The sequence below is a fragment of the Variovorax sp. Varisp46 genome (genome assembly GCF_059491885.1).
This window is the reverse complement of record NZ_CP168515.1, coordinates 3475608-3501803: the sequence shown is the minus strand read 5'-3', so window position 1 is coordinate 3501803 and position 26196 is coordinate 3475608. Positions and strand designations below refer to the sequence as shown.

Annotated in this window: 23 protein-coding genes; 12 read left to right on the top strand and 11 right to left on the bottom strand. The window is 65.3% G+C overall.

The genetic code is table 11. The features are described from left to right. Positions 1–81 precede the first annotated feature (81 nt). The 3 genes from ACEN9N_RS16430 to gcl are packed head-to-tail and all read right to left on the bottom strand — an operon-like array spanning position 82 to position 3610. The gene (locus ACEN9N_RS16430; protein WP_495654018.1) at positions 82–990 is read right to left on the bottom strand and encodes a 2-hydroxy-3-oxopropionate reductase; all 909 of its coding nucleotides are present in this window, start codon (positions 988–990) and stop codon (positions 82–84) included. 23 nt (positions 991–1013) lie between these two features. After that, on the bottom strand, positions 1014–1799 hold the full coding sequence (gene hyi / locus ACEN9N_RS16425; RefSeq protein WP_495654017.1) for a hydroxypyruvate isomerase: 786 nt from the start codon (positions 1797–1799) through the stop codon (positions 1014–1016). Positions 1800–1819: 20 nt separating this feature from the next. Continuing rightward, a complete protein-coding gene (gene gcl, locus ACEN9N_RS16420; protein ID WP_495654016.1) occupies positions 1820–3610 on the bottom strand; it encodes a glyoxylate carboligase in 1791 nt (596 codons plus the stop codon). A gap of 113 nt (positions 3611–3723) precedes the next feature. Here gcl and ACEN9N_RS16415 point away from each other — a divergent pair, with 113 nt between their 5' ends. Next, complete coding sequence (locus ACEN9N_RS16415) at positions 3724–4629, top strand: LysR family transcriptional regulator (protein WP_413313739.1); 906 nt, start codon at positions 3724–3726, stop codon at positions 4627–4629. A gap of 22 nt (positions 4630–4651) precedes the next feature. Here the strand turns inward: ACEN9N_RS16415 and ACEN9N_RS16410 are convergent, their stop codons facing one another. The 3 genes from ACEN9N_RS16410 to ACEN9N_RS16400 form a co-directional block, all read right to left on the bottom strand. Further along, positions 4652–6148, bottom strand: coding sequence for a carotenoid oxygenase family protein (locus ACEN9N_RS16410; RefSeq protein ID WP_495654015.1), 1497 nt, complete (start codon positions 6146–6148; stop codon positions 4652–4654). 13 nt (positions 6149–6161) lie between these two features. After that, positions 6162–6599 (bottom strand): DUF2141 domain-containing protein, encoded by a 438-nt coding sequence (locus ACEN9N_RS16405; protein ID WP_495654014.1) that lies wholly within the window; start codon positions 6597–6599, stop codon positions 6162–6164. Between the two features lie 166 nt (positions 6600–6765). After that, positions 6766–7878, bottom strand: a complete 1113-nt coding sequence (locus tag ACEN9N_RS16400; protein ID WP_413332939.1) for an AI-2E family transporter — start codon at positions 7876–7878, stop codon at positions 6766–6768. A gap of 450 nt (positions 7879–8328) precedes the next feature. Between ACEN9N_RS16400 and ACEN9N_RS16395 the strand changes: the two genes are divergently transcribed. The 3 genes from ACEN9N_RS16395 to ACEN9N_RS16385 are packed head-to-tail and all read left to right on the top strand — an operon-like array spanning position 8329 to position 11646. After that, the gene (locus ACEN9N_RS16395; protein ID WP_007839022.1) at positions 8329–9057 is read left to right on the top strand and encodes a hypothetical protein; all 729 of its coding nucleotides are present in this window, start codon (positions 8329–8331) and stop codon (positions 9055–9057) included. Then, the gene (locus ACEN9N_RS16390) at positions 8993–11260 is read left to right on the top strand and encodes an RHS repeat-associated core domain-containing protein (RefSeq protein ID WP_495654013.1); all 2268 of its coding nucleotides are present in this window, start codon (positions 8993–8995) and stop codon (positions 11258–11260) included. The genes ACEN9N_RS16395 and ACEN9N_RS16390 overlap by 65 nt, the downstream gene beginning before the upstream one ends. Before the next feature lie 2 nt (positions 11261–11262). Beyond that, the gene (locus ACEN9N_RS16385) at positions 11263–11646 is read left to right on the top strand and encodes a hypothetical protein (protein ID WP_007839025.1); all 384 of its coding nucleotides are present in this window, start codon (positions 11263–11265) and stop codon (positions 11644–11646) included. Between the two features lie 362 nt (positions 11647–12008). Here the strand turns inward: ACEN9N_RS16385 and ACEN9N_RS16380 are convergent, their stop codons facing one another. Next, positions 12009–12716, bottom strand: a complete 708-nt coding sequence (locus ACEN9N_RS16380) for a GntR family transcriptional regulator (RefSeq protein WP_007839027.1) — start codon at positions 12714–12716, stop codon at positions 12009–12011. 22 nt (positions 12717–12738) lie between these two features. Then, the gene (locus tag ACEN9N_RS16375) at positions 12739–14079 is read right to left on the bottom strand and encodes a C4-dicarboxylate transporter DctA (RefSeq protein ID WP_007839028.1); all 1341 of its coding nucleotides are present in this window, start codon (positions 14077–14079) and stop codon (positions 12739–12741) included. Between the two features lie 244 nt (positions 14080–14323). On the opposite strand from ACEN9N_RS16375, the gene ACEN9N_RS16370 reads away from it, so the two are divergent. Continuing rightward, positions 14324–15367: a DMT family transporter gene (locus ACEN9N_RS16370; RefSeq protein WP_495654012.1), complete on the top strand. Its 1044-nt coding sequence runs from the start codon at positions 14324–14326 to the stop codon at positions 15365–15367. 259 nt (positions 15368–15626) lie between these two features. Here the strand turns inward: ACEN9N_RS16370 and ACEN9N_RS16365 are convergent, their stop codons facing one another. The 3 genes from ACEN9N_RS16365 to ACEN9N_RS16355 are packed head-to-tail and all read right to left on the bottom strand — an operon-like array spanning position 15627 to position 17986. Further along, positions 15627–16841 carry an L-dopachrome tautomerase-related protein gene (locus tag ACEN9N_RS16365; RefSeq protein ID WP_495654011.1) on the bottom strand — a complete coding sequence of 405 codons (1215 nt, stop codon included), beginning with the start codon at positions 16839–16841 and terminating at the stop codon, positions 15627–15629. A 42-nt stretch (positions 16842–16883) separates the two neighbouring features. Further along, positions 16884–17177 carry a putative quinol monooxygenase gene (locus ACEN9N_RS16360; RefSeq protein ID WP_413313746.1) on the bottom strand — a complete coding sequence of 98 codons (294 nt, stop codon included), beginning with the start codon at positions 17175–17177 and terminating at the stop codon, positions 16884–16886. A gap of 14 nt (positions 17178–17191) precedes the next feature. After that, positions 17192–17986 carry an SDR family NAD(P)-dependent oxidoreductase gene (locus ACEN9N_RS16355; protein ID WP_495654010.1) on the bottom strand — a complete coding sequence of 265 codons (795 nt, stop codon included), beginning with the start codon at positions 17984–17986 and terminating at the stop codon, positions 17192–17194. Between the two features lie 180 nt (positions 17987–18166). Between ACEN9N_RS16355 and ACEN9N_RS16350 the strand changes: the two genes are divergently transcribed. The 7 genes from ACEN9N_RS16350 (at position 18167) to ACEN9N_RS16320 (ending at position 25865) form a co-directional block, all read left to right on the top strand. Further along, positions 18167–19072, top strand: a complete 906-nt coding sequence (locus ACEN9N_RS16350) for a substrate binding domain-containing protein (protein WP_495654009.1) — start codon at positions 18167–18169, stop codon at positions 19070–19072. Positions 19073–19374: 302 nt separating this feature from the next. Beyond that, a complete protein-coding gene (locus ACEN9N_RS16345) occupies positions 19375–19821 on the top strand; it encodes a type IV pilin protein (protein ID WP_413313771.1) in 447 nt (148 codons plus the stop codon). Then, positions 19812–20291, top strand: a complete 480-nt coding sequence (locus ACEN9N_RS16340) for a GspH/FimT family pseudopilin (RefSeq protein WP_413313749.1) — start codon at positions 19812–19814, stop codon at positions 20289–20291. The genes ACEN9N_RS16345 and ACEN9N_RS16340 overlap by 10 nt, the downstream gene beginning before the upstream one ends. Further along, positions 20292–20918: a type IV pilus modification protein PilV gene (gene pilV, locus ACEN9N_RS16335; protein ID WP_413313750.1), complete on the top strand. Its 627-nt coding sequence runs from the start codon at positions 20292–20294 to the stop codon at positions 20916–20918. It abuts the gene before it with no gap. Further along, positions 20915–21985 (top strand): PilW family protein, encoded by a 1071-nt coding sequence (locus ACEN9N_RS16330; RefSeq protein ID WP_495654008.1) that lies wholly within the window; start codon positions 20915–20917, stop codon positions 21983–21985. Before pilV ends, ACEN9N_RS16330 begins: the two co-directional genes overlap by 4 nt. Beyond that, on the top strand, positions 21982–22533 hold the full coding sequence (locus ACEN9N_RS16325) for a pilus assembly PilX family protein (RefSeq protein ID WP_495654007.1): 552 nt from the start codon (positions 21982–21984) through the stop codon (positions 22531–22533). The genes ACEN9N_RS16330 and ACEN9N_RS16325 overlap by 4 nt, the downstream gene beginning before the upstream one ends. Positions 22534–22550: 17 nt before the next feature. Continuing rightward, the gene (locus ACEN9N_RS16320; RefSeq protein ID WP_495654006.1) at positions 22551–25865 is read left to right on the top strand and encodes a pilus assembly protein; all 3315 of its coding nucleotides are present in this window, start codon (positions 22551–22553) and stop codon (positions 25863–25865) included. Positions 25866–26196 lie beyond the last annotated feature (331 nt).

The following is a 26196-nucleotide window of genomic DNA, read 5'->3' as shown; positions in this document are numbered from 1 at the left end:
TTTGCCGGGCCGCAGGTGTTGCCCCCGGCGAGGGGGTTGGCGAAGCGACACGAAGTGCGCGAAGCCTCGGGGAGAGCCTGGTCAGTCCGGGGTCACCGTGTGCTGCGCCAGCGCCTCCAGCGCGCGCACCAGCGCCGAGTGGTCGAGCTGGCCGTAGCCCAGTGCAGCGCAGGCGTTCATGAGCTGCGCCGCGCCGGCCGTCTGCGGCAGCGCCACGCCCAGCGAGCGCGCGCTCTGCATCGCGAGGTTCAGGTCCTTCTGGTGCAGCGCGATGCGAAAGCCCGGCGCGAAGGTGCGCTTGATCATCCGCTCGCCGTGCACTTCGAGGATGCGCGAGCTCGCGAAGCCGCCCATCAGCGCCTGGCGCACCTTGGCCGGGTCGGCGCCCGCCTTCGAGGCGAACACCAGCGCCTCGCCCACGGCAGCGATGTTCAGCGCCACGATGATCTGGTTGGCCACCTTGCAGACCTGGCCGTCGCCGGCGCCGCCCACGAGCGTGACGTTCTTGCCCATCTTGTCGAGCAGCGGCTTCACGCGGCCGAAGGTGCCTTCGTCGCCGCCGCACATGATCGTGAGGCTGGCGGCCTTGGCGCCCACCTCGCCGCCGGAGACCGGCGCGTCGATGTAGCCGGCGCCGAGCGCGACGATGCGCCTGGCGAAGTCCTTGGTGGCGATCGGGTCGATGGAGCTGCAGTCCACCACGATCTTGCCGCTGGAGCCCTTCAGGCCGTCGGCCACGCCTTCGGTACCGGGCGCGCCGAACAGCACCTTCTCCACGTCGGGCGTGTCCGGCACCATGATGAAGACCACGTCGGCCTGGCGCGTCACTTCGGCCGCCGAGGCGCAGATGGTGGCCTTCGAGATGAAGGGCTCGGGCGTGTTGCCATGCGTGTTCACGAAGAGCTGGTGGCCCGCGTCGAGCAGGTGCCCCGCCATGGGCGCGCCCATGATGCCGAGGCCGATGAATCCGATTTTTTTCTGGGTTGTCATGTCTCTGTTTCCTTGTCCGATGCTTATTGCTGTTGGGTGAGTGCCTGGCGCCATCCGAGGCCTTCCACTGTGGTGGCGCGGGGCTTGTATTCGCACCCGATCCAGCCGTCGTAGCCGAGCGAATCGATGTGCCGGAAGAGCCACGGGTAGTTGATCTCGCCCGTGCCCGGCTCGCCGCGGCCCGGGTTGTCGGCCAGCTGGATATGGCCGATGCGCGGCAAATTCTTCGTGAGCGTGTTGCCCAGTTCGCCTTCCATGCGCTGCGCGTGGTAGATGTCGTACTGCACGCGCAGGTTGGACGAACCGACTTCGTCGATCAGCGCCAGCGCCTGGTCGGTGCGCGTGAGGAAGAAGCCCGGTATGTCGAAGGTGTTGATGGGCTCGATCAGCAGGCGCAGGCCGGCCGCTTCGAGTTCGCGTGCGGCGAGGCGCAGGTTCGCGACCACCGTCTTGTGCGCGGCCTCGGTGGTCACGCCCGCGGGCACCTTGCCGACGAGGCAGTTGACCTGCGGGCAGCCGAGCGCGGTCGCGTAGTCGATCGCCATGGCGATGCCCTCGGCGAACTCGCCGGTGCGGTCGGGGTGGCAGGCGATGCCGCGCTCGCCCTTGTCCCAGTCGCCGGCCGGCAGGTTGTGCAGCACCTGCTGCAGGCCGTTGTCGCGCAGGGCGGCAGCGAGTTCCTTCTTCTCGAAGGGGTAGGGGAAGAGGTACTCCACGCCTTCGAAACCCGCCTTGGCGGCGGCCTCGAAGCGTTGCATGAAAGGCAGCTCGGTGAAGAGCATCGTGAGGTTGGCTGCGAACTTGGGCATGTCTTTTCTCTTCCTTCTTTTCAGTCGAGCAGGGCCGCGACGGCGGTCGGCGCATCGGCCAGCGTCTCGGCCAGCGGCTCGAACTCAGTGATGTTGTCGATCTCGGTGCCCATCGCGATGTTGGTCACGCGCTCCAGCATCACCTCGATCACCACCGGCACGCTGAACTCCGCCATCAGCGCTTCGGCGCGGCGGATGGCCGGTGCGATCTCTTCCTGCCGGTTCACGCGGATCGCCTTGCAGCCCAGGCCTTCGACCACTTTGAGGTGGTCCACGCCGTAGCTGCTCTCGATGCCGGCGTCAGGGCCGGCGTTGATGTTGTCGAACGCGAGCTGCACGCAGTAGTCCATCTCGAAGCCGCGCTGCGCCTGGCGGATCAGGCCGAGGTAGGAGTTGTTGACCACGATGTGGATGTACGGCAGCTTGAACTGCGCGCCCACGGCCAGCTCCTCGAGCATGAACTGGAAGTCGTAGTCGCCCGACAGCGCGACGATCTTGCGCGCCGGGTCGGCGGCGCGTACGCCCAGCGCGGCGGGAATGGTCCAGCCCAGCGGGCCGGCCTGGCCGCAGTTGATCCAGTGGCGCGGGTTGTACACGTGCAGGAACTGCGCGGCCGCGATCTGCGAGAGCCCGATGGTGCTCACGTAGCATGTGTCGTTGCTGAAGTTGTTGTTCATGCACTGGTACACGCGTTGCGGCTTCATCGGCACGTCGTCGAAGTTGGTCTTGCGCAGCATGGTCTTCTTGCGCTCGATGCATTGCCTGGCCCAGTCGCGGCGGTCGGGCAGGCGGCCTGCGGCCTTCATTTCCTCGGCGACCTCCACGAAGAGCTCCAGCGCGGCCTTGGCGTCGGACACGATGCCGAAATCGGGCGTGAACACGCGGCCGATCTGCGTGGGCTCGATGTCCACGTGCACGAAGGTCCGGCCCTTGGTGTAGACGTCGACCGAGCCCGTGTGGCGGTTAGCCCAGCGGTTGCCGATGCCCAGCACGAAGTCGCTGGCCAGCATCGTGGCGTTGCCGTAGCGGTGGCTGGTCTGCAGGCCGCACATGCCGGCCATGAGCGGGTGGTTGTCCGGAATGGAGCCCCAGCCCATGAGCGTGGGAATCACCGGCACGCCGGTCGCTTCGGCAAAGCGCACCAGCAGGTCGGATGCATCGGCGTTGATGACGCCGCCGCCGGCCACGATCAGCGGGCGCTCGGCCGCGTTGAGCATGCCGATGGCCTTCTCGATCTGGGCACGCGTGGCGGCCGGCTTGTAGGGCTTGAGCGGTTCGTAGCTGTCGATATCGAACTCGATCTGCGCCATCTGCACGTCGAAGGGCAGGTCGATCAGCACCGGGCCCGGGCGGCCCGAGCGCATCAGGTGGAAGGCCTGCTGGAACACCTGCGGCACCTGGCCGGGCTCGCGCACCGTGACCGACCACTTGGTGACGGGCTTGGAGATCGACTCGATGTCGACCGCCTGGAAGTCTTCCTTGTAGAGCCGTGCGCGCGGCGCCTGGCCGGTGATGCAGAGGATGGGAATCGAATCGGCCCAGGCCGAGTACAGGCCCGTGATCATGTCCGTGCCCGCCGGGCCCGAGGTGCCGATGCACACGCCGATGTTGCCGGCCACCGCGCGGGTGTAGCCCTCGGCCATGTGCGAGGCGCCTTCCACGTGCCGCGCGAGGATGTGCGCGATGCTGCCGCGCTGGCGCAGGGCCGAATACATCGGGTTGATCGCCGCGCCCGGCACGCCGAAGGCCTGCGTCACGCCTTCCTTCTCCATCACCAGAACCGCGGCCTGGACCGCTGTCATCTTTGCCATTGTGAAGTCTCCTTTGGGATGGGCTCACTGTAGGAATCCGGGCGGATTCCAAGAAGACGGCTGCGGACCATAAAACCTATTCCAGGCTGGAATAAGTGACTACCATCCGGCCCATGGACAGATTGCTTGCAATGGAAATGTTCGTGCGCGTTGTCGAGATGGGCAGCTTCTCGAAGGCCGCGCGCGAGTTCAACACCACGCAGCCCACGGTGACCAAGCAGATCGCGGCCACCGAGGAGCGGCTGAAGGTGCGCCTGCTCAACCGCAACACGCGCGGCGTGAGCCTCACCGAGCCGGGCGCGCTCTACTACGAGAAGTGCAAGACCATCGTGCGCGAGGCCGAGGAGGCCGACAGCATCGTGCAGCTGCGGCAGAACCAGGCGCAGGGGCTGCTGCGCGTGGGCACCTCGGTGGCGTTCGGGCGGCGCGTGGTGGTGCCGCTGGCGCTCGAGTACATGCGCCGGCATCCGCAGGTGCAGCTCGACCTGAGCTTCGAGGACCGCTACGTCGACCTCATCGCGCAGGGCATCGACGTGGCCATCCGCATGGGCAAGCTGGCCGACTCGTCATTGGGCGCGCGCTACCTGGGCGCCAATCCGTGGGTGATGGTCGCCTCGCCCGCCTACCTGAAGAAGCACGGCACGCCGAAGCGCGCGCAGGACCTCAGCGCGCACGTGGCTCTCATCTACAGCAGCGTGGTGGGCGACGAGTTCTGGCGCATGCACACGCCCAGGGGCGAGCCGGTCACGGTGCCGGTATCGGGCCGCTTCCGCTCGAACAACCTCTCGGCCGTGCTGGCGGCGGCGCGCGACGGCCTGGGCATCGCGCTGATGCCGCGCTACGTGGCCAGCGACTCGCTGGCCGCCGGCAAGGTGCGCGAGGTGCTCGGCGACCATGCGCTGCCCGAGCAGGAGATACACGCCGTCTTCCCGTCGCCCAAGCTGGTGCCGGGCAAGGTGTCGGGCTTCGTGGCCTTCCTGCAGGGGCGCTTCGACGAAGGCTGGTGGGCGGCGGCCTGAGCACCAGGCCCACCGGCACGCTTCACGTCGCCACGAAGGCACCGTGCAGGCCCAGCGGCAGGGCGTAGGGCAGTGTGGCCTGCGCCACCGGTCCCGCCGCGAGGTTGTCGGCCGCGAAGCACGACAGCACCGTCTTCTGCCTGCCGAAGTCGAGCACCGTGCCCAGCACCCAACCCGGCTTCGAGCCGTCGGGTACGAAGACGTGTTCTTCCACCATGGCCTGCGCGCCGTAGCTGTAGCGCTGGCTGCGGCCGGTCTCGACGTCGGTGCGCGCGATCGAGCCGAAGCCGGGCAGGTCGCGCCGGATCTGCGTGGCGTGCACCACCTGGCGATGGCGCAGGCCGACGCGGCGCGGGTCGATGCGCGGGAACTCGGCTTCCTGCGCCAGCGTCTCCTGCGTGGCGCGCTCCGTGGACAGGTTCAGCGTGGCCACGGTCAGGTGCGGCTCGGTGGTCTTCACGCGGCGAGCGCGCATCAGTTCGCGGCTGGTGACGAACACCGAGTCGGCATTGTCCGAGCGCACGTAGTCGATGTGGATCTGCGTGCCGCGCGGCGTGTCTTCCTCCCAGGCGTTGCCGACGTGGAACAGGAAGCCGGCCGGCAGCGCGAGCACCTGGCGGCGCTCCCAGTTCCGCTTGTCGATGACCAGCGCGCGCATGCCGAGCTCCGGCCGCCAGACGTGGGCGTCGAGAAAGCTCGCGCCGGCGGCCTTGCGCTTGCTGTCGTAGACCAGCGGCGGCAGCAGGAACACCAGGTGCCGCTCGGTCACGGCGAAGTCGTGGACCATCGGCATGTCGGCCACCGGCACCACGGCCGCGCGCCGCAGCGCGCCTTCGGGTGCAATCTCGTACAGCGCCAGCAGGCCCTGGCCCGAACTCACGCCGAAATTCCACACCGTGCCGTCCGGATCGACCTTGGGGTGGGCCGAGAACGGCATGCCCGCGAGGTCGGCGCGCCAGGTCTTCACGCCCAGCGTGTCGAGCGTGAGCGCGTCGATGCGCGTGGCCGAACCGCCTTCCCATAGCGCCAGCACCTCGCCGCGCATCGGCAGCACGCTGGTGTTGGCGACGTTGATGCTGTCGGCAGAGGTCGGCGGCTCCACGCCCGGCGGCATGGTGCCGAAGGCCTCGAACAGGCGGCGGCCGGCCTTCACTTCGGCCACGCGCTTGGGCGTGGCGACATAGCGGCCCTGGTGCCGCACGTCGGCACCCTCGATCACGAAGCGGTGCACCATGCCGTCGCCGTCGAACCAGTGGTGGTAGCGCTCGCCGCCCAGGTCGTGGCCGGCCGGGCCGATACGGAACAGCGTGCCTGCCACGGCATCGGGGAAGCGTCCGCGCACCGTGGCGCGGGTGAGCGGGAAGTCGTCGGCAGGCGTGGCGAAGCCGGTCTTCCAGGGGGCGCCGGCAGCTTCGAACTGAGTCTGCCAATCGTCCGTGCCGGCTGCGCGCGCCAGCGGTGCCAGCAGGGGCAGGGCGCCGGCCGAAGCCAGCAGGCGCAGGAGTTCGCGTCGTTCCATGGCGTCCTGCTCCTCAGCGCAGGTGGATGACGGTCTGCAGGTCGGCGTCGACGGCGATCGCGGCGGCCTCGAAGTCGGGCGCGGCGCGGTTGCCCTTGGCGTCGTTCGAGAAGCCGTAGCGCTCGATCGGCATGCCCATGAGGTTGGTGTCGAGCTTGCCGTTGCCGTTCTCGTCGGCGAATGCGCGCAGCGCGTAGCGTCCGGGCGCCAGCCCCGCGAACACGAGGCGGGCCTTGCCGTCCTGCATCGGCGCGGTCTGCGAGGCCACGGCCTTGCTGTCGGCGTAGCTGGCGGCGTCGCTGTACAGCGCGACGTAGAGCGTGGCGTTGGCAGTGGGGCCGTCGGCGACGCTCAGGCTCAGGTCGGCGGCGAAGGCGGCGGCGGGCAGGAGGATCGCGACGGCGCACAGGGAGTGCACGGCCGGGCGGGACATGAATGCGGGAAGTTGCATGGCGGGCCTCGTTGGAAGTTGGAGGTCCGACGATCTCGCAGGCCGGGCACGGTGCCCAGCGCCATGTGACGAAACGCAGGATTGCGCGCGCGAAATGCGCGCGGTGGGGATGAAACGGGAGCGGAACGGGGCCGAACGGAGGAGCGGGCGGGTGCCCGCGCCTGCCTCAGCCCTTCTTCTTGCCGCTGTTTTCGGCGCCTTCCGCGCCTTCGGCCGCCTCGTGGCCGTTGCCCACGTGCCCCGAATCGGCGAACAGGCTCCACGCCGCCATGAACAGCGCCGCGATCACCGGCCCGATCACGAAGCCGTTGATGCCGAAGATCGCCATGCCGCCGATGGTCGACATCAGCACGATGTAGTCGGGCATCTGCGTGTCCTTGCCCACCAGCACGGGGCGCAGGATGTTGTCGACCAGGCCGATTACGAACACGCCCACGAAGATCAGCACGCCGCCCTGCCAGAAATGGCCCGTGGCCAGGAAGTAGATGGCCACCGGCCCCCAGATCAGCGCCGCGCCCACGGCGGGCAGCAGCGACAGGAAGGCCATCAGCACCGCCCACAGCAGTGCACCCTGCACGCCGAGGAACCAGAACGCCAGCCCGCCGAGCGCGCCCTGCGCGACGGCCACCGCCACGTTGCCCTTCACGGTGGCGCGGATCACGGTGGTGAACTTGTTGAGCAGGTAGTGCGTGTGCGGCTTGGCCAGCGGCACCGCGTCGCGCATCGTCTTCGACAGCGTTGTGCCGTCGCGCACCAGGAAGTACAGCAGGTACAGCATCACGAAGAAGCTGACGATGAAGTCGAAGGTGTTCTGGCCGATGGCGAGCGCCTGGCTCGCGATGACCTGGCTGGCCTGCCCGGCGGCGGCCGAGATGCGCGCCTGCCAGGCCGCCATGTCGCCGAGGTTGAAGCGTTCGACCAGGTTCAGCAGCCACTGCGGCGAGGCGTCCAGGATCTGCTGGAAGTAGGCCGCGAAGTTGAGCTGCCCGGAACGGATGCTTTGCGTGACCAGCGCGATCTCCTGCACCAGCGAAACGCCCACCATGGCCAGCGGCAGGATCACGATGAACAGGCAGATGGCCAGCGTCGACAGCGCCGCGAAATTGGGTTTGCCGCGCATCTTCTTCAGCAGCCATTTGTAGAGCGGCGTGAACAGGATCGCCAGCGCCACGCCCCACAGCACCGCGCCGAAGAACGGCATCAGCACCCAGAGGAAGGCGACGGTCACGGCGGCGAGCAGGGCGAGGAACACGCCGCGCTGGAGTTGGGGTGAGTTCATAGGTGTCTCGGACTGTAGCCGAGCGCAGCGGCGGCAGAAGCCGTCCGCCAGCTGCGGCTCGCTCGATCCATCGAGGATCTGCTTTCTTGCGTTGGGAATATCGAGATAAATCGCACCAAAGCTCGCTCGTTTATTTCAGATGGCCGCATTCGCGTCGGCTTGAGTTCTAGGATTGTCTGCAAGAAATAAGAGAGGGAGGTGAGCGTGAGCTCAATTTGCAATTGCTATTCGTGCAGAACGAATTGCCCCTGGATCTTTGTCGCGTCTGCATGCATTGATTCGGCAATGGTCCTGCACGTCCGGACTCCGATCCCGTCGGCAGAGGCGCCGTAACTCCGCAAGCCGGCAGCCCGATTGCACAGACGGTTCCGCGCGCAGGCGCGGCCGAGCCTCTTTTCTTTCCCAATTGATTTTCACGACATCAACAGACGCAGTCAGGGAGACTGGACAATGGGACCAGGCACGCCGCAGCGGCCACCATCGGGCACACATCAAGGCCAGCCCGCACCGACATCGATTGCCGAGCGCGAGCCTCAGACGGCCGTCGCCCCGCTGAACACCATCGCCAAGGAAGATATCGCCGCCGCGAGCAAGGTGGTGGACGAATGGCTGCGGTCCTTCACCGGCGGCTACGTCACGCTCGATCGGCTGACCACGGTGCTGGGCAGCATCCCCATCGTGGGCAACATCATGGCGCTGGTGGATGTGTTTCTCGACATCGTCACCATCCTCGAGAAGAAGTCGACCGATGCCGTCACCAGGTTCCTGAACTGGGCCAGCCTGGGCATCAATCTCATCGGCCTGATTCCTGCACCGCCCACCATGGCCGCAGCGCGCATGAGCCTGCGGCCCACGCTGCACCTGGTGAAGCAGGAACTCATGCATGGGGCCAGGAATCTTGGCGAGACCATCGTCACCACGCTCGTGGGACACCTGAATGCGTCCATCGTCGGGGAGCTGGAGACCTTCATCGACGGGGCCATCGCCAGGCTCTCGCACGCGGTATCGCTACACGACGGCGGACGAACCGGGGAAGGCCACCGCCGCAGCGAACGCCAACCGTCCGGGCCGACTCGAGGAAATCACCCTGCCAGACAACAGCAGCGAGCATTTCGTGCACGACGCCGAGGGACGCCTGCTTGCGCACACCGATGCGCTGGGGCGCAGGACGAGCTATGACTACACGCGCTCCGGTCTCGTGTCCAGGCGCACCGATGCGGCCGGGCACACGCTCAAATACCGCTGGGACCTGCTGGGATGCTTGAGCGAACTGCATAACGAGAACGGCAGCAGTTACGACTTCCGCTACGACCCCGTGGGCCGGTTGCTGGAAGAAACCGGCTTCGACCGCAAGACCACACGGTACCGCTATGACGAATCCACGGGCGTGCTGTCGGAAGTGGTCGAGGGCGAACACACCACGCTGCTGCAATTCGACCCTGTCGGCCGCCTGACCGAGCGCAGCGCCGGCGGCGTTGCCGAGAGCTTTGCCTACGATCGAAACGGCCGATTGGTCGAGGCCGGCAACAGCGACGCCAAGCTGCAATGGTTCTACGACCCCGCGGGCAACCTGACGCGCGAGCATCAGCACTACCTGGAGGGCGCTCGCACCGCGGTCTGGCAGCACGGCTACGACGAACTCAATCAGCGCATCGCGACCATCCGCCCAGACGGTCACGTCACTCGATGGCTCACCTATGGCTCTGGCCACGTGCACGGATTGCTCGTCGACGGGCAAGACACCCTGGGCTTCAAGCGCGACGACCTGCACCGCGAGATTGCGCGCGAGCAGGGCAACGGACTCACACAGGAGCAGCACTACGATCCGGCCGGCCGATTGCTGGAGCAGCAGATATCCCAGACCGGGCGCGGCGCCCTCGGAGCCACCGGCATTCGCCGCAGCTACCAATACGACAAGGCTGGCCAGTTGATCGCCATCGGCGACAGCCGGCGTGGCAACCTCAGCTACCGCTATGACCCGGTAGGGCGACTGCTCGAAGCCAACGGCCGCTTGGGACGGGAGACGTTCGCGTTCGATCCAGCGGGGAACATCGGCAACCCCTCTCCAGACGCGGAAGGCGCCGCTCAACCGGCGGGCCGCATCACCAATCGTGTTGCCGTTCGCCCGGGCAGTGACGGCCGCAGCATGGCAGGCAAGCTGATGGACAACCTGCTGAAGGACTACGCCGGCACCCGCTACAAGTGGGATGAGCGCGGCAACCTGATCGAGCGCAGCCGCAACGGCGAAAAGACGGTGTTCACCTGGGACGGCTACAACCGCATGCGCAGCGCCGAGACCTTCGGCGAAACCACGACCTTTAGCTACGACCCGCTTGGCCGGCGCATCGCCAAGCGCACGAGGCACGCCTGCACCTTGTTCGGCTGGGACGGGGACACGCTGGCCTTCGAGAGCACGCAAAGCACAGAGGGTTGGCGGGAGCACGCGTGGCATGGTGACAGCGTTCACTACATCCATGAACCCGGCTCGTTCGTGCCGCTGCTGCAGATCAGGCAGGCGCAGGCAGTCGTGTTGAGCCAGACGACGGATGTGAAGGCGCTGATGGCCGACAACGGCGGGCGCTACGACATCGAACTGGACCCGCTATGGAATGGCGAACAAAGTCGAACGCCTGCGCCATTCGGCAAGGAAGAAATCGCCTTCTACCAGTGCGACCATCTGGGCACGCCGCAAGAGCTGACGGATCATGAGGGGCGTGTGGCGTGGTCGGCGAGCTACAGGGCTTGGGGAGAGGCTAGGCAGGCGATCAGTGAGGCGGGGAGGAAAGCGGGGTTTCGGAATCCGATTCGGTTTCAGGGGCAGTATTGGGATGAAGAGACTGGGTTGCACTACAACCGGTATCGGTATTACGACCCGGCGAGCGGGCGATTCATCTCTACGGATCCGATTGGCTTAGAAGGTGGCATCAACGTCCATCAGTACGCATCGAATCCCCTTGAGTGGATTGATCCACTAGGCTTGGCCGGCAACCGGGCTAACCGGCGCGCAGAGAAAATCCTACAGGGCATAGATGCTAGAGGAGGGGGGCATGCGAACTCTCGGCATGGGGCCCAAACCACGATGCAGCAACAGGAGCATCGGGCGAGGACTGGTATCCCCCCGGATAACCCGTGCCCGAGGCGACCTCGCCCAGTTGACTCGACTCGCTTTTTAAGTCACGTTGATCAGCTCGACGCCATTCAGCGTGCGATTCAGAAAATGAACCAAACTGGAGAAAACGAGGCGACGGTCGATATGGGACGTGTGATAGGTGAGGGATACAGGGCAGGAGGCGGTTGTCCCGAGACCACTACGCAAGCGACCGTCTATCGAGGTAGGAACGGAGAAATTCGAACGGCATTTCCGCAACTTCCAACACCTTAAACATGCAAATTTTCCCTGACTACATTTCCAAGTTGAATTACTTCTTGCACATCATGAGCGATGACGAGCTGGATGATTTCTATATCAACGATGGAGGCTGCCGCGCCAAGCTGTTTGATGCGATGAAGGCTGACTTCGACCGTTTCGGACCGGAGAGCCAACAACGAGTGCTGGATGCGATCGAGTTCATCCTGTCATCGGGCAATATCGAAAAGTACTGGCGCTCGGTGGTGCCTCATGAGGTGCCGCTAGACGAAGTGGAAGACAAGCCGGGCTACTTGCACTCGCTTTATGAAAAGCTGACGGGGCATGCACCGTCGTCAAGAGGATTTGGGTCTGACGTGGAACTAGTTTATGGACGTCACAGCATTGACGTCCGCCTTTGATCGCGACATATGCCAGCGGTTCTTGTGTGTCTGAGAGGGCTCCAACCACTTGTATCGTGAAGCCCACGGAACTGCCAAAGCGACGCTGAGCGTTTCCCCTCTCTTGTCTTGGCGAGTTTCCGGCCGCACGACTTGCCGGCCGCAACGCCGCACCCTGGAGAGGTTGGAAGACTAGGCGAGCCGCCGCAACAAGTGGAATGAACGGCAACCTGATCGAGTGCAGTCGATGGTGATAAGGCGGTTTTCACTAGGATGTTGGCTGGCGCTTTGAGCGAATGGATCGATAGCCTGAAATAGGCAAAGCCATTTAACTGGCGTTGCTTACGGCCGTACCAGCGTTGCGGGGCGCAAACCCCCGCGACTCACCGCCGCGCCCGCGGCAACGCCACCGGCGCCAGCGTAACCCTCAGCCTGCTGGTCGCATCCGGCTCCGCCGCAGCATCCACCTCGAGCGCCCGCTCGACATTGCCGATGTGCTCCAGCATCAGCCGCCGCGCCCCGGCCGTATCCCCGGCCTCGAGCGCTGCGACGATTGCCCCGTGCTCCGCACAGGACTGCCCGGCCTCATGCTTCGACTGGTAGAGCGTGGCCGCCAGGGTGGTGCGCGCCGTAAGGTCGCGCAGCACGTCGACCAGCAGCTGGTGCCCCATCTGCTCGGCGAGGCAGACGTGGAAATCGGCCAGCAGGAAGGCGCGGGTGGCCGCGTCGGCGCCCTCGATGGCGCGCTGTTCGTCGGCGATGTGGTCGCGCAGCTTGCGGATCACCTTCGCGAGCGGCCGGCCCTCGCTGGCCTCAAGGATGCCGGCCTCGACGATGCGTCGTGCCGAGAATGCGTCGCGCGCTTCCTCGGCCGAAGGCTCCACCACGTACCAGCCGCGGCGCGACTGCACTTCGACAAAACCGCGAGCCTGCAGCTGCATCAGCGCCTCGCGCACCATGGTGCGGCTCACCGAGAAGTTCTCTGCCAGCGCCTGCTCGCCCAGCCGTTCGCCCGGCGCGAGCTTCTGCGCGAGGATGGCCTCGACGACGCGTTCGGCGATGACGGTGGGGCTGACGTCCGGGGCGGGCATGTCTGTCGGGGTTCTTTCTTTTTCAGCGGGCGCCGGAAGAGGCGGTGCTGGGGTTTACCACGGGCGCGGCATCGGCTTCAGCCAGCGGCTCGTCATCGGGCGAATAGCTGCCGTTGAGCACCGCATGGGCGCGTTCGCGGTCGATGTCGCCTTCCCAGGCGGCGATGGCCACGGTCGCCACGCAGTTGCCGATCAGGTTGCCCAGCGCGCGGGCGATGCCCATGAACCAGTCGACCGACAGCACCAGCACCAGACCGATGGCGGGAATGGCAGGAATCGCGTGCAGCGTGGCCGCCAGCACCACGATGGCCGAACCCGGCACGCCGTGCGCGCCCTTGGAGGTGACCAGCGCGATCGCCAAAATGGTCAGCAGGTCGGCCATCGAGATCGGCGTGTTGGTGGCCTGCGCGATGAACACGGCCGCCAGCGTGATGTAGATCGAGAAAGCGTCGAGGTTGAACGAGTAGCCGGTCGGGATCACGAGGCCGACGGTCGAATCGCGGATGCCCATGCGGCGCAGCTTGGCCATGATCTGCGGCAGCACGCTGTCCGACGAGGTGGTGGCGAAGACGATGGTGAGCTCCTCGCGCAGGTAGCGCAGCAGCTTGATCAGGCTGAAGCCCGACATGCGCATCACGAGCCCGAGCACCACGAACACGAAGATCAGCACCGCGCCGTAGAAGAGCGCGACCAGCATGCCCAGTTGCTTGAGCGAGCCGATGCCGTACTGCCCCACGGTGAACGCGATGGCGCCCAGCACGCCCAGCGGCGCCAGCTTGATGATGATCCCCATGATCTTGAACAGCACCAGTGAAAGCGCATCGACCACCACCGCCACCGGCTTGCCGCGATCGCCCAGCAGCGTGAGCGCGCAGCCGAACAGCACCGCGAACAGCAGCACTTGCAGCACGTCGCCGGTGGCGAAGGCATTGACCACCGTGGTCGGAATGAGCTTCATCAGGAAGTCGACCGTGCCGCCGCTCGTGAGCTTGTCGGCGTTCGACGCATAGGCGCTCATCGCGGTCGCATCGAGCTTGGAGGGATCGACGTTCATGCCCGCGCCGGGCTGGAACACGAAGGCCAGCACCAGGCCCATCGCCAGCGCGATGGTGGTCAGCACCTCGAAGTAGATGAGCGACTTCACGCCCACCCGGCCCACGCGCTTGAGGTCTCCCGCGCCGGCGATGCCATGCACCACCACGCAGAACACCAGCACCGGGATGATCATCTTGATCAGCTTGATGAAACCGTCACCGAGCGGCTTGAGCTTGACGGCGTACTCGGGCGCCAGGAGCCCCGCGAGCACGCCGAGCACCAGCGCGATGACCACCTGACCGAAAAGCGATTTGGCGAAGCGGGGCATGGAAGTCTCCTGTCTGTCTTGTCAAGTTTTGCATGCAAGCAATGCCTTTTCTTGCATACAAGAAATGTAGGCAAGAAGACTTCGGGGGGACAGAGGGTATTCCCGGGCACAAGCCTTCTGCCCACGGGGACTTAAGTCGTGGACCGGGATGCATCTGCGCCTTGGGCGCCACCGTCTGGCACCGTGCTGGGCTACAGCAATCTCTGGATGGCCACGAGGCCCCTCAATCCGCTACAAACGCAGCATGAGCATCCTGTTTCACCGCGGCGTCAGTGCCGCCCTTGGCGCGGCAGCGCTCTTTGGCGCCGGTACACCCTTCGCGAAGCTGTTGCTAGCGCATGCCAGCCCTTGGCTGCTCGCCGGGGTGCTCTATCTGGGCTCGGGTATCGGTCTATTGATCTGGCGGCTTGCGTCGCGTGCCCCGGCCGTGCGGCTCCAGCGTGCCGAAGCGGGCTGGCTTGCCGGCGCCATGATTGCAGGCGGCATGCTGGGGCCGCTGCTGCTCATGACCGGCCTGGCAGGCATGGCGGCCGCCGATGCATCCCTGCTGCTCAACGCCGAAGGGGTGCTGACCGCGCTGATCGCCTGGTTTGCTTTCAAGGAGAACTTCGATCGCCGTATTGCCTGGGGCATGGTCGCCATCGTCGCTGGGGCCATGGTCCTCAGTTGGCCGAGCGAAGCCCGTGCGGGCGCCCTCTGGCCATCGCTGGCGGTGCTCGGCGCCTGCCTTGCCTGGGCCTTGGACAACAACCTGACGCGCAAGGTGTCGGTGACCGACGCCTCGTTCATCGCCATGACCAAAGGACTGGTGGCGGGGGCTACGAACCTCGCGCTCGCAGTGGCCACCGGGGCCAGTTGGCCCTCTGCAGTTGTTCTCGCAAGCGCCGGCGTCCTGGGCCTGCTGAGCTACGGCACGAGTCTGGTCCTGTTCGTGATCGCACTGCGACACCTTGGAACCGCGCGGACCGGCGCGTACTTCTCGGTGGCACCTTTCTTCGGCGCCGTTGTGGCGATCGGGCTGCTGGGCGAACCGTTCACCCTTCAGCTCGCGCTGGCCGGCGTACTGATGGCAATCGGTGTCTGGCTGCATCTGACCGAAAGCCATGGCCACCTCCACATGCATGAGCCACTGGAGCACTCTCACGAGCACGAGCACGATGAGCACCACCAGCACGCCCATGCCGACGGCACACCGGTTGCGGCGAAGCACGTGCACTGGCACCGGCATGAGCCGGTGGTGCACGCTCATACGCACTACCCCGATGTCCATCATCGACACACGCACTGAGACGAGAAACAGGCGCAGGCGGTTCTGTTCCTGCGCAATGCGGTGGCTTGTTACGCGCGCTTGGGCATCACCGTGAAGCGCCTGCTGACGGACTTGACGCTCCACACCTGGAGGGGCAAGTCCACGACCTTGTTTTTTGCCTGCTCTTTGCAGCACTGCGTGATCAACGACTTACGCGTCTTCTGGTCCAGTGGTTCGTTCCTCATGGGCAGCCTTCACGCAGGCGCCTCGCATCCGGCACCTCCAAGCCGCCGTACTTTCAGTTGGCCTTGGTCTTCCGGCCGTTGAGCGGCAGACGCCACAACTCATAGCGCTCCTCGCCGCTCTTGACCGAACCGGCGAAGTGATTGTTCAGTGCGCTCGAAGTGAAGACCAGGTCTCCATCCGGAAGGATCGCGGGCGTATCCGGCCACTGAACGCCGTCGTCGGATGCGATCAGCGACATCGTGCGGCTGCGTGGGTCGTACTTCACGATGCCGTTGCGGGTGACGTCCGTGATGTAGAGCTTGCCCTTGGTGTCGGTCACGATCCCGTCGGTGTTGCCGCCTACTGCGCCGAGATCGCGGATGGCTGAGGCGATCTGTTCATCGCTCGACGCCGCATCGCGCAAGACCGATGTCGGGACCGAGCGCGCGCGCGTTCCCGTCGTCACTGTCCAGTACAGCGTGCGCGCATCGGGCGACAGCGTGATGCCATTGATGCCGAGCAGCAGCGGGTTGCCCGGCCAGACTTCCGCGCCGTGGGAGACGACCTTGACGCCGGGTTCGATCTGCAGGCTCGGGTGCCTGTCGAGCACGCGTCGGGCCTCGCCTGAGGCGAAGTCCACGACGATCAGGCCCACCATGTTGGCGGGTGCGCTGCGCATGCCGCTGTCGGAGATGTAGGCGATGCGGCGGCGCTCGTCCACGGCGATGTCGTTGAGGAAGCTGCCCTTGCGGTCGGCCACGCCGTCCAGCGCGATGCGCTTCACGGTGCGCCCCGACTTCAGGTCAAGCACCAGCACTTTCTGGGCACCTGCGGGAGCCTCGGCCTCACCGGCGACGAAACCCATGTCGAGCGCCCACAGCCAGCCGTTCCTGCGGTCGACATGGAAACCGAGCACGTTGCGCAGGCTGTCCTGCGGCGCAGCAGCCACGGCATTGGCCGAAATCGAAGGAAATGCGGTCAGCCGTGCGGGACCGGTCTCCGCCCGGGTGTCGAGCCTGCTGAGTGTTGCAGGCGCAGACGCCGACACGAGGCGTGGCGTGCTCACGTAGGCGGTGCCTCTTGCATCGAAGTGCAGGCCGGCGATGGGGGCGCTGACCGAGGTGGCGAACGGGGCCGGGTCCTTGCCATCCTTCGAGGGCTCCCAGCTCACGCCGGCGTAGCTGCGCCAGCGCTCGAGCGGAAGGCCGTCCGCCGCGTGGGCGGCTTGCTGGTGATGGAGTAGGGCGGCCAGCGCGAGGGCCGCGAATCGAAATGAATGATGGCGCATGATGAAACCTGATGTGAAAAGAAATGGCCGGGCAAGCCGCTGTCAAGCCACCTGGCGCAGCTGCAGAAGTTCAAAGGCCCCGATCAAAGGACCCGCATTGGCGCGAAACGCGTCCATGTGGCCCCCGCGCATATGGCGCTCCCAGGATGTCCGGTCGAGCCACCGTTCGAAGAACACGACCCTTCCAGGTTGATCGATGGCCTCATGGAGTTCGTAGCTGATGCAGCCCGGCTGCTCGCGTACGACCTGAACCAACTTCGCCTGGGCCTGGACGAGCGCTCTTTCGTGACCTGGCTTGGCTTGAACGAGTGCGACGATGACGAGATCGTTGGGCATGCTGGATTTCCTGTTCAAAGGATCGAGCGGAAGGTTCCGCCTTCGACGCGCACGGCGGCGCCGTTCGACGCCGCGCCCAAGGGGCTCGCAAGCAGTGTCACCATGGCCGCGATCTCGTCGGCTTCGATCATTCGTGCGATCAGGGAACTGGGCCGATAGGTCTGGAAGAAGTGGGCCTCGATCTCGGTATCGGTCATGCCGGCCCGCGGCGCCGTCTGCCGCAGGTAATCCACGATGCCTTCCGAGCGGGTGGCGGAAGGCAGCACGCTGTTGACGGTGACGCCGGTGCCCTTTGTCAGTTCGGCCATGCCGCGCGACACCGCGAGCTGTGCCGACTTGCTGACGCCGTAGTGCACCATGTCCGGCGGCGTGAAAGCGCCGACCTCGCTCGACATGAAGATCACCCGGCCCCAGTTCTTCTGGAGCATGCGCGGGAAATAGTGGCGCGACAGGCGCACGCCCGACATCACGTTGACGTCGAGCATCCGGAGCCAGTCTTCGTCGGTGATATCGGCAAAGGGCTTGGCCTCGTAGTAGCCGAGGTTGTTCACGAGGATGTCCGTGTCCGGCTGTGCGCCGATCAATGCTGCCACCCCTTCGGTGGTGCTCTGGTCGGCGACGACGGTCTTCACCTCGCTGCCTGGCGCGGCGCCAATGATTTCGGCGGCTGCCGCATCGAGCTTGTCGCGGCTGCGTCCGGTGATCGTGACCGACACGCCTTCGCGCGCCAGGGAGCGGGCGATGGCCAGTCCGATGCCGGCCGTCGCGCCGGTGACGATGGCGGTCTTGCCCTTGAGTTGCATGTCCATGGTGGGGTTCCTGTTGGCTATTACTTGAGGCGCTTGGGCATTTCGTTGGCCACGCCAACCGCCGAGGCAGGGTTCTGGCCCGTGGCGAGCTCGCGGTCGCAGCGATGACTTGAATGTATTGATTGCATTCGCGGGGATAAACTGGCCTTCGAGGAAAATATTTATTCTTGAAAGGACCAAATGAGTCGCAGATTCGATCACCTCGGTGATGTGGAGGCCTTCGTCACGGTGGTCGAGAAGGGATCGATGACGACGGCCGCGGTTGCGCTGGCCACGACGCCATCAGTGCTCAGCCGGGCGATCACGCGCCTCGAGGCGCGCTTGGGCGTGCAATTGCTGCGGCGAACCACCCGGCGCCTGAGCCTGACCGAGCAGGGGCGGCTGTACCTGGAGCACTCGCGCGCGGCCTTCGCGCTGATCGACGAGGCCGAGCGCACGGTGCAGGGACAGGGCGATGAGTTGAAGGGCAGCGTACGGTTGAGCGCCCCCACCACCTATGCCCATCATCGATTGCCTGCGTTGCTGCAGCACTTCTCGGCACAGCATCCGCAGGTGCGCATCGAGTTGAACATCACCAACCGCAACGTGGACCTCGTGGCAGAGGGCTACGACCTGGCCATCCGGATGGGCAGCCTGCCGGACAGCGGACTGGTCGCGCGCAAGCTCGAGGACGCAGCCATGTGCCTGATCGCCGCACCGAGCTATATCGCCCGCGCCGGGGCGCCGGCAGGCATCGGCGACTTGGCGCGGCATAGCTGCCTGGCTTTCGTGATGCCCAGCACCGGGCGGGTGTCGCCGTGGATCCTGCGGGCGGATGGACGCGACATCGATTGGGTGCCGCAAGGCGGCTTGCAGGTATCAGACGATGTGCTGGGCGTGGTCACGCTCGCTCAAAGCGGCCTTGGCATATGCCAGACCTATGACTTCATCGCGCAGGATCTCATTGCGCAGGGACGAGCCGTCGAGGTCCTGGCACCGGCGCGTGGTCGCTCGCGGCCGTTTTCGGTAATCTATGCACCGCATCGGCGGCTGTCGTCCGCATCGAGGGCGCTGATCGATTCGCTTGTCGCGACCACATGCGAATAGTCACGGTGCCTGGAAGTCCGCGAGTCCGACTCGTCTCGACGCCGAGGCTCTCGCAACGCCAGCTTCCGCAGGCTTGGCTGATCAACGGTTTGCATGTCTTTGGGTCGACCGGTTTGTTCCACGGGCAGTTGGGGGCGTCGCGCTTGCGGAAACCAATGTGAATTTATGTGACTTTTTCACACTATTCACATATAGTCACATTCAAATGACTCCCGAGCCTGATTCCAAAGCCAGTTAGAGATCGGCTGGCGAATGAATGCAGTCTTATGTATCAGTTTTTAAGAAAATCGACGATGGTATCGATGCGTTCCAGTGTGTCCGAGCCTCAGTACGGGGCGGCGAGGGTGCGCGGCTTCACGTTGATCGAACTGATGATCACGGTGGCGATCGTTGCCATCCTTGCGGCCATCGCCTATCCCTCGTACACCAACTACATCGTCCGCTCCAACCGGTCGGCGGCCCAGGGTTACATGCTTGAACTCAGCAGCCTGCAACAGCGCTATCTGCTGGACGCACGGACTTATGCCGCCAATCTCGCAACGCTGAATTCGAGCGTCCCCTCCCACGTGTCGTCCAACTACACGGTCACGACGCCCCTCAAGACCGGAACGACGCTGCCGGGCTTCACGATCACGGCCACGCCGATCGGCAGCCAGCTTGCGCGGGACACCGCCTGCGGGACGCTGACCATCGACGAGGCGGGCACGAAAACCGCGTCAGGCTCCGGCGGAGTGGCGGGATGCTGGTAGGCCGCCGTCCAAAGTTCCCCGCGCGGGGTTTCACGCTGATCGAACTGGTCACCACCATCACGGTCATGGCGATCCTGGCCGGCATTGCGTTGCCTTCCTTCAGCGCATTCATTGCCACCCAGCGCGTACGCAACGTCTCCTTCGACCTGATGGCTGCCATCACACTCGCCCGGAGCCAGGCCGTGTCCCGCAATGCAAACGTGTCCCTGCAGAAGATCGGGACCGCCTGGGACGGCGGCTGGACGGTAAGTGACGGCACCCTGACGTTCCACAACCAGGAGGCCTACAAGAACCTCTCGATCACCGATTCTGCGGGCCTGGGCGCCGTCACCTACGGCAAGGATGGCCGTACCGTGACGACGAGCACGAAATTCACCATCGCACCGTCGCCTGCGTTGAACGGCGTGAGTTCCCGCTGTGTCTCCATCGGCCTGAGCGGTGTGCCGAGCAGCAGCACGGGAGCATGCTAGATGTCGCACCGTACCCACCGTACCATTTCCTGTCGCCTGCTTCAGGTGGCCGCCCCCCAGCAAGGGATCGCGCTGATCGAAGTGCTGGTCTCGCTCGTCATCCTGTTGTTCGGGTTGCTCGGCCTGGTGGGGGTAAGCAGTCGGTCGAGCATGGCGGAAATGGAGTCCTACCAGCGGATCCAGGCCTTGCAGCTCGTGCAGGACATGTCGGATCGCCTCAATGCGAACCGGAAGGTTGCGGCGTGCTATTCGAATGGGGCGACCGGCGTGCAACTGGGCACCGGCACCGGGAACACCGGGGTCGCGAGCTGCGCCGCAGGCAACGCGCAGCAGCAGGCGCGGGCTCGGGCCGATCTCACCGCCTGGGACAACATGCTCAAGGGGCAGTCCGAGATCCAGGCGGGCTCCAAGCTCGGTGCGATGGTCGGTGCGATCGGCTGCGTGACCCTCGACGACCCTGCCAGCAACATCTACATGATCGCCGTGTCATGGCAAGGGCTCGTCAAGACGGCCGCACCGACTCTGGCAGATGGCACTACCGCATTTCCCTGCGGCAGTGGCGCCTACAGCGACGAAAAACTGCACCGGGTCGTCACTACCAAGGTCCGGATCGGAGCATTGTCGTGAGCACGCGAACCATGTCCCGTTGCCGGCAGACCGGCCGCGGCTTCACGCTGGTCGAGTTGATGGTGGCCATCACCCTCGGCCTGTTCCTCCTGATTGGGCTCAGCAGCCTGCTGGTGTCCACCGTGAGTTCGCGCTCCGAGCTCGACAAGTCGTCGCGCCAGATCGACAACGGGCGCTATGCATTGCAGATACTGACTGAAGACCTGCAACTCGCCGGCTTTGTCGGTGCGTCTTCGAGCACGGCTTTCTCCACCGCCACGCCCGCGGCCTGCCCCGCGAGCATTGCCGATCTCGGCTATGCGTCAACGACGAGTCCGGGTACCTCGAGCGTTCCCTTGCCGGTCTACGCGCCGGGCAGCGTGCCGAGTTGCCTGGACCACGTCATGTCCGGCACCGCCATGCTGGTCGTCACGCGCGTCAGTACGAGCGCGGTGAACGTAGCGTCGGCGGCCAGCGGCGAGCGCTATCTGCAGATTTCCACTTGCGCGAACGACTTGCTGCCCTTCGTGGCAGCGGCCGGCTCTTCGGCGGCGAGCTTCACGCTGATGGGCAAGGACTGCCTTGCGACCAAGCTCGCGCCGCTGCGCAAGATCGTGCAGCACGTGTACTTCGTGAGCACCTGCAACGTGTGCGGCACCGATACCACGCCCACGCTGAAGATGGCCGAATACCTCAACGGCGCGATGACCATCACACCGCTGGTGGAAGGCATCGAGAACTTGCAGTTCGACTATGGCGTCGACATGGATGCCAATGGTTCGCCCGACTGCTACATCAGCGACCCGAACAGTCCCCCCGCAGCGGAAGTCGCCGTGGCCGTATGCCCGCAAACGACGCCTGCCTACGACTGGACCGCGGCCACGGCGAACTGGGCCAACGTGATGGCAATCCGCATTCACGTGCTGGCGCGCAACACCGAAGCCAGCGGCGGCTGGACCGACGCCAGAACCTACGACATGGGCCTGGCGACACCGACGGCTGGCCCGTTCAACGACCACATCAAGCGGCACGTGTACGGCACGGTTGCCCGCCTCTACAACAGCTCGGGCCAGAGAGAAGTGCCATGAATCGTTCGAAGAATGCCTGCCCTCGCCAGGGCCAATCGGGGGCAACCTTGCTGGTCTCCATGATCTTCCTGGTGGTGCTGACGCTCATGGTCGTCTCGGCCGTCAAGGTCACCAACGTCAACACGAAGCTGGTCGGCAATATGCAGACCGAGAAGGAGGCCAATGCGGCCGCGATGCAGGAGATTGAAAAAACGATCAGCACCGACTTCACCGCGATGCCGGTGGCCAGCACCACCACGGTGGACATCAACAAAAGCGGCCAGACCGGCTCCTCCTACACCGTTGCCGTGGCCGCGCCCGTTTGTACCGGCATCAAGCCCATCAAGCTCAGCGAACTGGATGCCAGCCAGGCCAGCGACCAGCCCTGCTATGTAAGCGGTGCCTCGCAGAACACCGGCATTGCGGGCGGCAGCGGCGGCGGCAATTCGCTGTGCTCGAACTCGAACTGGGACGTCAATGCGACCGCCACGCCGGGGGCCGGCGGCGTGCCGAGCGCCCCGACCCACCAGGGTATTGCGGTGCGCGTCACCGTGGGTGCGGCATGCTGATCAAACGGGAGTCGGACATGAAGAAGCCCTCGAATTTCTGGCAACTGGGCGCCCTGGCGCTGCTTGCACTGGCAAGCGCGGGAGCACGGGCCGACGACATAGACATCTACCAGGGCACGACCACCGGCGCTGCCCCCAACATGCTGATCATCCTCGACAACTCGGCTGCGGCGAGTGCGAGTTCGAGCTTCACCTGTTCCGAGTTGGCCGTGAACGATCCAGCGAAGAACCTGGGGTTCGAGCAGTGCGGGCTGTACAGCGCCGTCAAGTCCGTCGCCACGGACGCTGCCCTGAACGGCAACATCAGCCTGGGCCTGATGTACTTTCCTACCGGCGGAACCAATGGCGGCACATTCGTCCTGCCCGCGGCATCGCCGGCGCCGAGCTCGCTAAAGTTGATGGACGGCAACGGTACCGACGGCAAGGGTGTCGACCAGATGCTCACGCGGGTCAAGTCACTGAGCCTCAACAGCGACAAGAGCAACAACAACCAGATTGCCCAGACCATGCAGGAAGCCTGGGCCTTCTACCAGGGCAAGAAGGGCCTGTCCGGCGCGGCCTACCGAGGACTGACGAACCAGGCTTGCGCCACGAATTTCGTTCTCTACATCACGCTCGCTACCAACAATCAGAAACCGCAGGACAGCGGCACCGTGGGTGGATCGGCCTTGCAGACGGCTGCAGCCCTGACTGCGCTTCCCGCCCAGGCGGCGCTGCCGAACTGGAAGTCGCCGATCGCGCCCTACGCCACGGCCACGGGCAAGTACCAGAGCGATTACGCCGACGAGTGGGCGAATTTCATGTACACGGGGACTTCTCCCAACCTGACGACGCCGTATCCGGCCATCACCACCTACACCATCATCCTGAGCGACGGCACCAACCCGGACTACGAGCAGCTCATGGTCAGCATGGCCAACCAGGGTGGCGGCAAGTATTTCGTGGTGAAACTTGGCGACGTCGCAGCACTGGCCGCCGCCATCGGGCAGGTCTTCACCGAAGTGCAGGCCGTCAACAGCGTGTTCGCGGCGCCGGTGCTGCCGGTGAGCGCCAACACGCAGGGCACCTACGTCAACCAGATCTACATGGGCATGTTCCGCCCCGACGGCAGCGACAGTCCTCGCTGGATGGGCAATCTCAAGCAGTACCAGTTCGGCGTGGACACCACAGATCCGACCGCGCCGCAGCTGTTTCTCGCCGATGCTTCGTGGGGCACCTATTCCGCCGGGACCAATGCCAACCGGGCGCTGAGCGCGGCGGGCACCGGGTTCATCTCGCCAACTGCGGTCAGCTTCTGGACCTCCAAGGACATCGGTTCCTTGCCCGACTCCAAGGGTGGCTTCTGGCTCAACGCCTTCAAGGCGCAAGGTGCCAAGGACGGCTACGACTGGGGGGACGGGCAGGTCGTCGAAAAGGGCGGGGTCGGGCAGCAGATCCGGCTCAAGTACCTGACGGACAGCTATCCGTCGAGCACGGCCGCAACCGCGACCGCGACGACGGCACGCAATGTGTACACCTGCGTCGGCACCGGCTGTACAACCAATACGGCTTTGAGCACGATGCCCTTCAAGGCCAGCAACCAGGATCTGACGTCTACAGCGCTGGGTATCCCGGCTTCCAGTTCGGTGACGGCGGTCAACCTGATCAACTGGGCACGTGGCGACGACACCTACGCGGCGGGTGACGCCGTCGCAGGCCGGGAAGCCAGCAGCCCGCCGGACGCCAGCATCACGATCCGTGGCTCGGTTCATGGCGACGTGCTGCACTCGCGGCCAGCAGTGATCAACTACGGTGGAACGACCGGCGTGGTGGTGTTCTACGGCGCCAACGACGGCCTGTTCCGTGCCGTCAATGGCAACCAGCCGAACAATCCCACCGACTCCAGCAAGCCCAAGGGCAGCTGCACGGTGTCGTCGACGTGCGCAATCACCGTGAAGGACGCCACCGGCGCCACGGCGAGCGTGCCCCCGGGGGGTGAGCTGTGGAGTTTCGTGCCCTCGGAGTTCTACTCCGGCCTCCAGCGGCTCTACCAGAACAGCCCGGCGCTGAAGCTGGGCAACTCCTCCACCGGCACCCCGAAGACCTATTTCTTCGATGGCGCGCCGGGCGTCTACCAGAACAGCGTCACGGGCAAGGCCTACCTCTTCCTGTCGGCACGCCGTGGGGGGCGGCTGCTTTATGCGCTGGACGTGAGCGATCCGACCAACCCGAAGTTCATGTGGAAGCGCACCAACGCCGACTCGGGCTTCGGAGAACTCGGACAGACCTGGTCGCAGCCGAAGGTGGCGATGATCAAGGGCCGCACGAACCCGGTGCTTATTTTCGGCGCTGGCTACGACCCGAATGAAGACGCCGAACCGCCCGTGGCCGACACCATGGGCCGCGGGATCTTCATCGTCGACGCGGTCACCGGCACCCTGCTCTGGCAGGCCGGGCCAGGCGGCAGCGGCACGACCTGCACCGGCAATCCCTGCAAGCTGGCGGGCATGACCTACGCGATTCCGGCCGACATCACGCTGGTGGACCGCGACTTCGACGGCTACATCGATCGGCTCTATGCCGCCGACACCGGTGGCAACATCTGGCGCGTGGATCTCCAGCCGACCGGCAGCGGCGACCTGAGCACCTGGCAGGCTACGCAGTTTGCCGCGCTCGGTGGAACCGGTACGACCAAGCGGAAGTTCTTCTTCCCGCCCGACGTGGTGCTGACGAAGAACTACGACGTGGTGCTGGACATCACCGGCGACCGGGAGCACCCGTTGCTGACCCAGAAGGCCACCAGCATCGTGAACCGCTTCTACATGATCAAGGACTCCAACGTGGGAGGAAATGCGTCCAGCTGGACGCCCGTGCGCGACGACACCAGCAGCACAGCGGACGCGGCGCCCACTGCGTTGTTCCACGCCACCGCTTCCGCTCCTTACGACGGCACGTTGAGCGGGTTCTACGTGACCTTGAGCGGCGCGGGCGAGAAGGGCGTGAATGCGCCGACGACCGTTGGCGGCACCGTCTATTTCGGCACCAACCAGCCCATCGTCCCGAGCACCACCAGTTGCCAGGCCAACCTGGGCTCTGCGCGCAGCTACGGTGTCAATTTTCTGACGGGCAGCACGACTGCCAGACTGCTCGACGGCGGCGGGCTGGCGCCTTCGCCGGTGTTCGGCATCGTCACGGTCAACGTCGGCGGCACGAATCGGCAGTTGCCTTTCCTGATCGGCGGCGGTGGTGGTTCCGGGGCGGATGGGAAATCGGGTCTCGGCGCCCAAAAACCGGTCATTCCCCTCAAGGCCACGAGAAAAAGAACTTACTGGTTCCGTGAGGTCGATCGTTGAGGGAGGGCGAGCCCCATCCGGCCTGGGGCGACGCTGAGAAAGATCCCCGAGGCGGCCCGGCGCGCATCTCGCGCCGCTCGGTTTTGCCGGAATACTCGTAGAACGCCTGCGCGCCGGGCCTGCTGCTCCCCCGCAGCGGGCTCATGCCCGTAAACCCTGATCGTCTACCAGACACGTGTCCAGGAAATGGACACGCAATTTGTCTGAATGACTTGCATCACCCAGCCGGCCATTCAGAAATCCCTTGCGGATCAACGCCCTGGCAGTTGGCACGCCCCGTGCAAAGTACAGCGGAAGCCCATCCGATCCACCCCGGCCAGTGCGCTCGCCG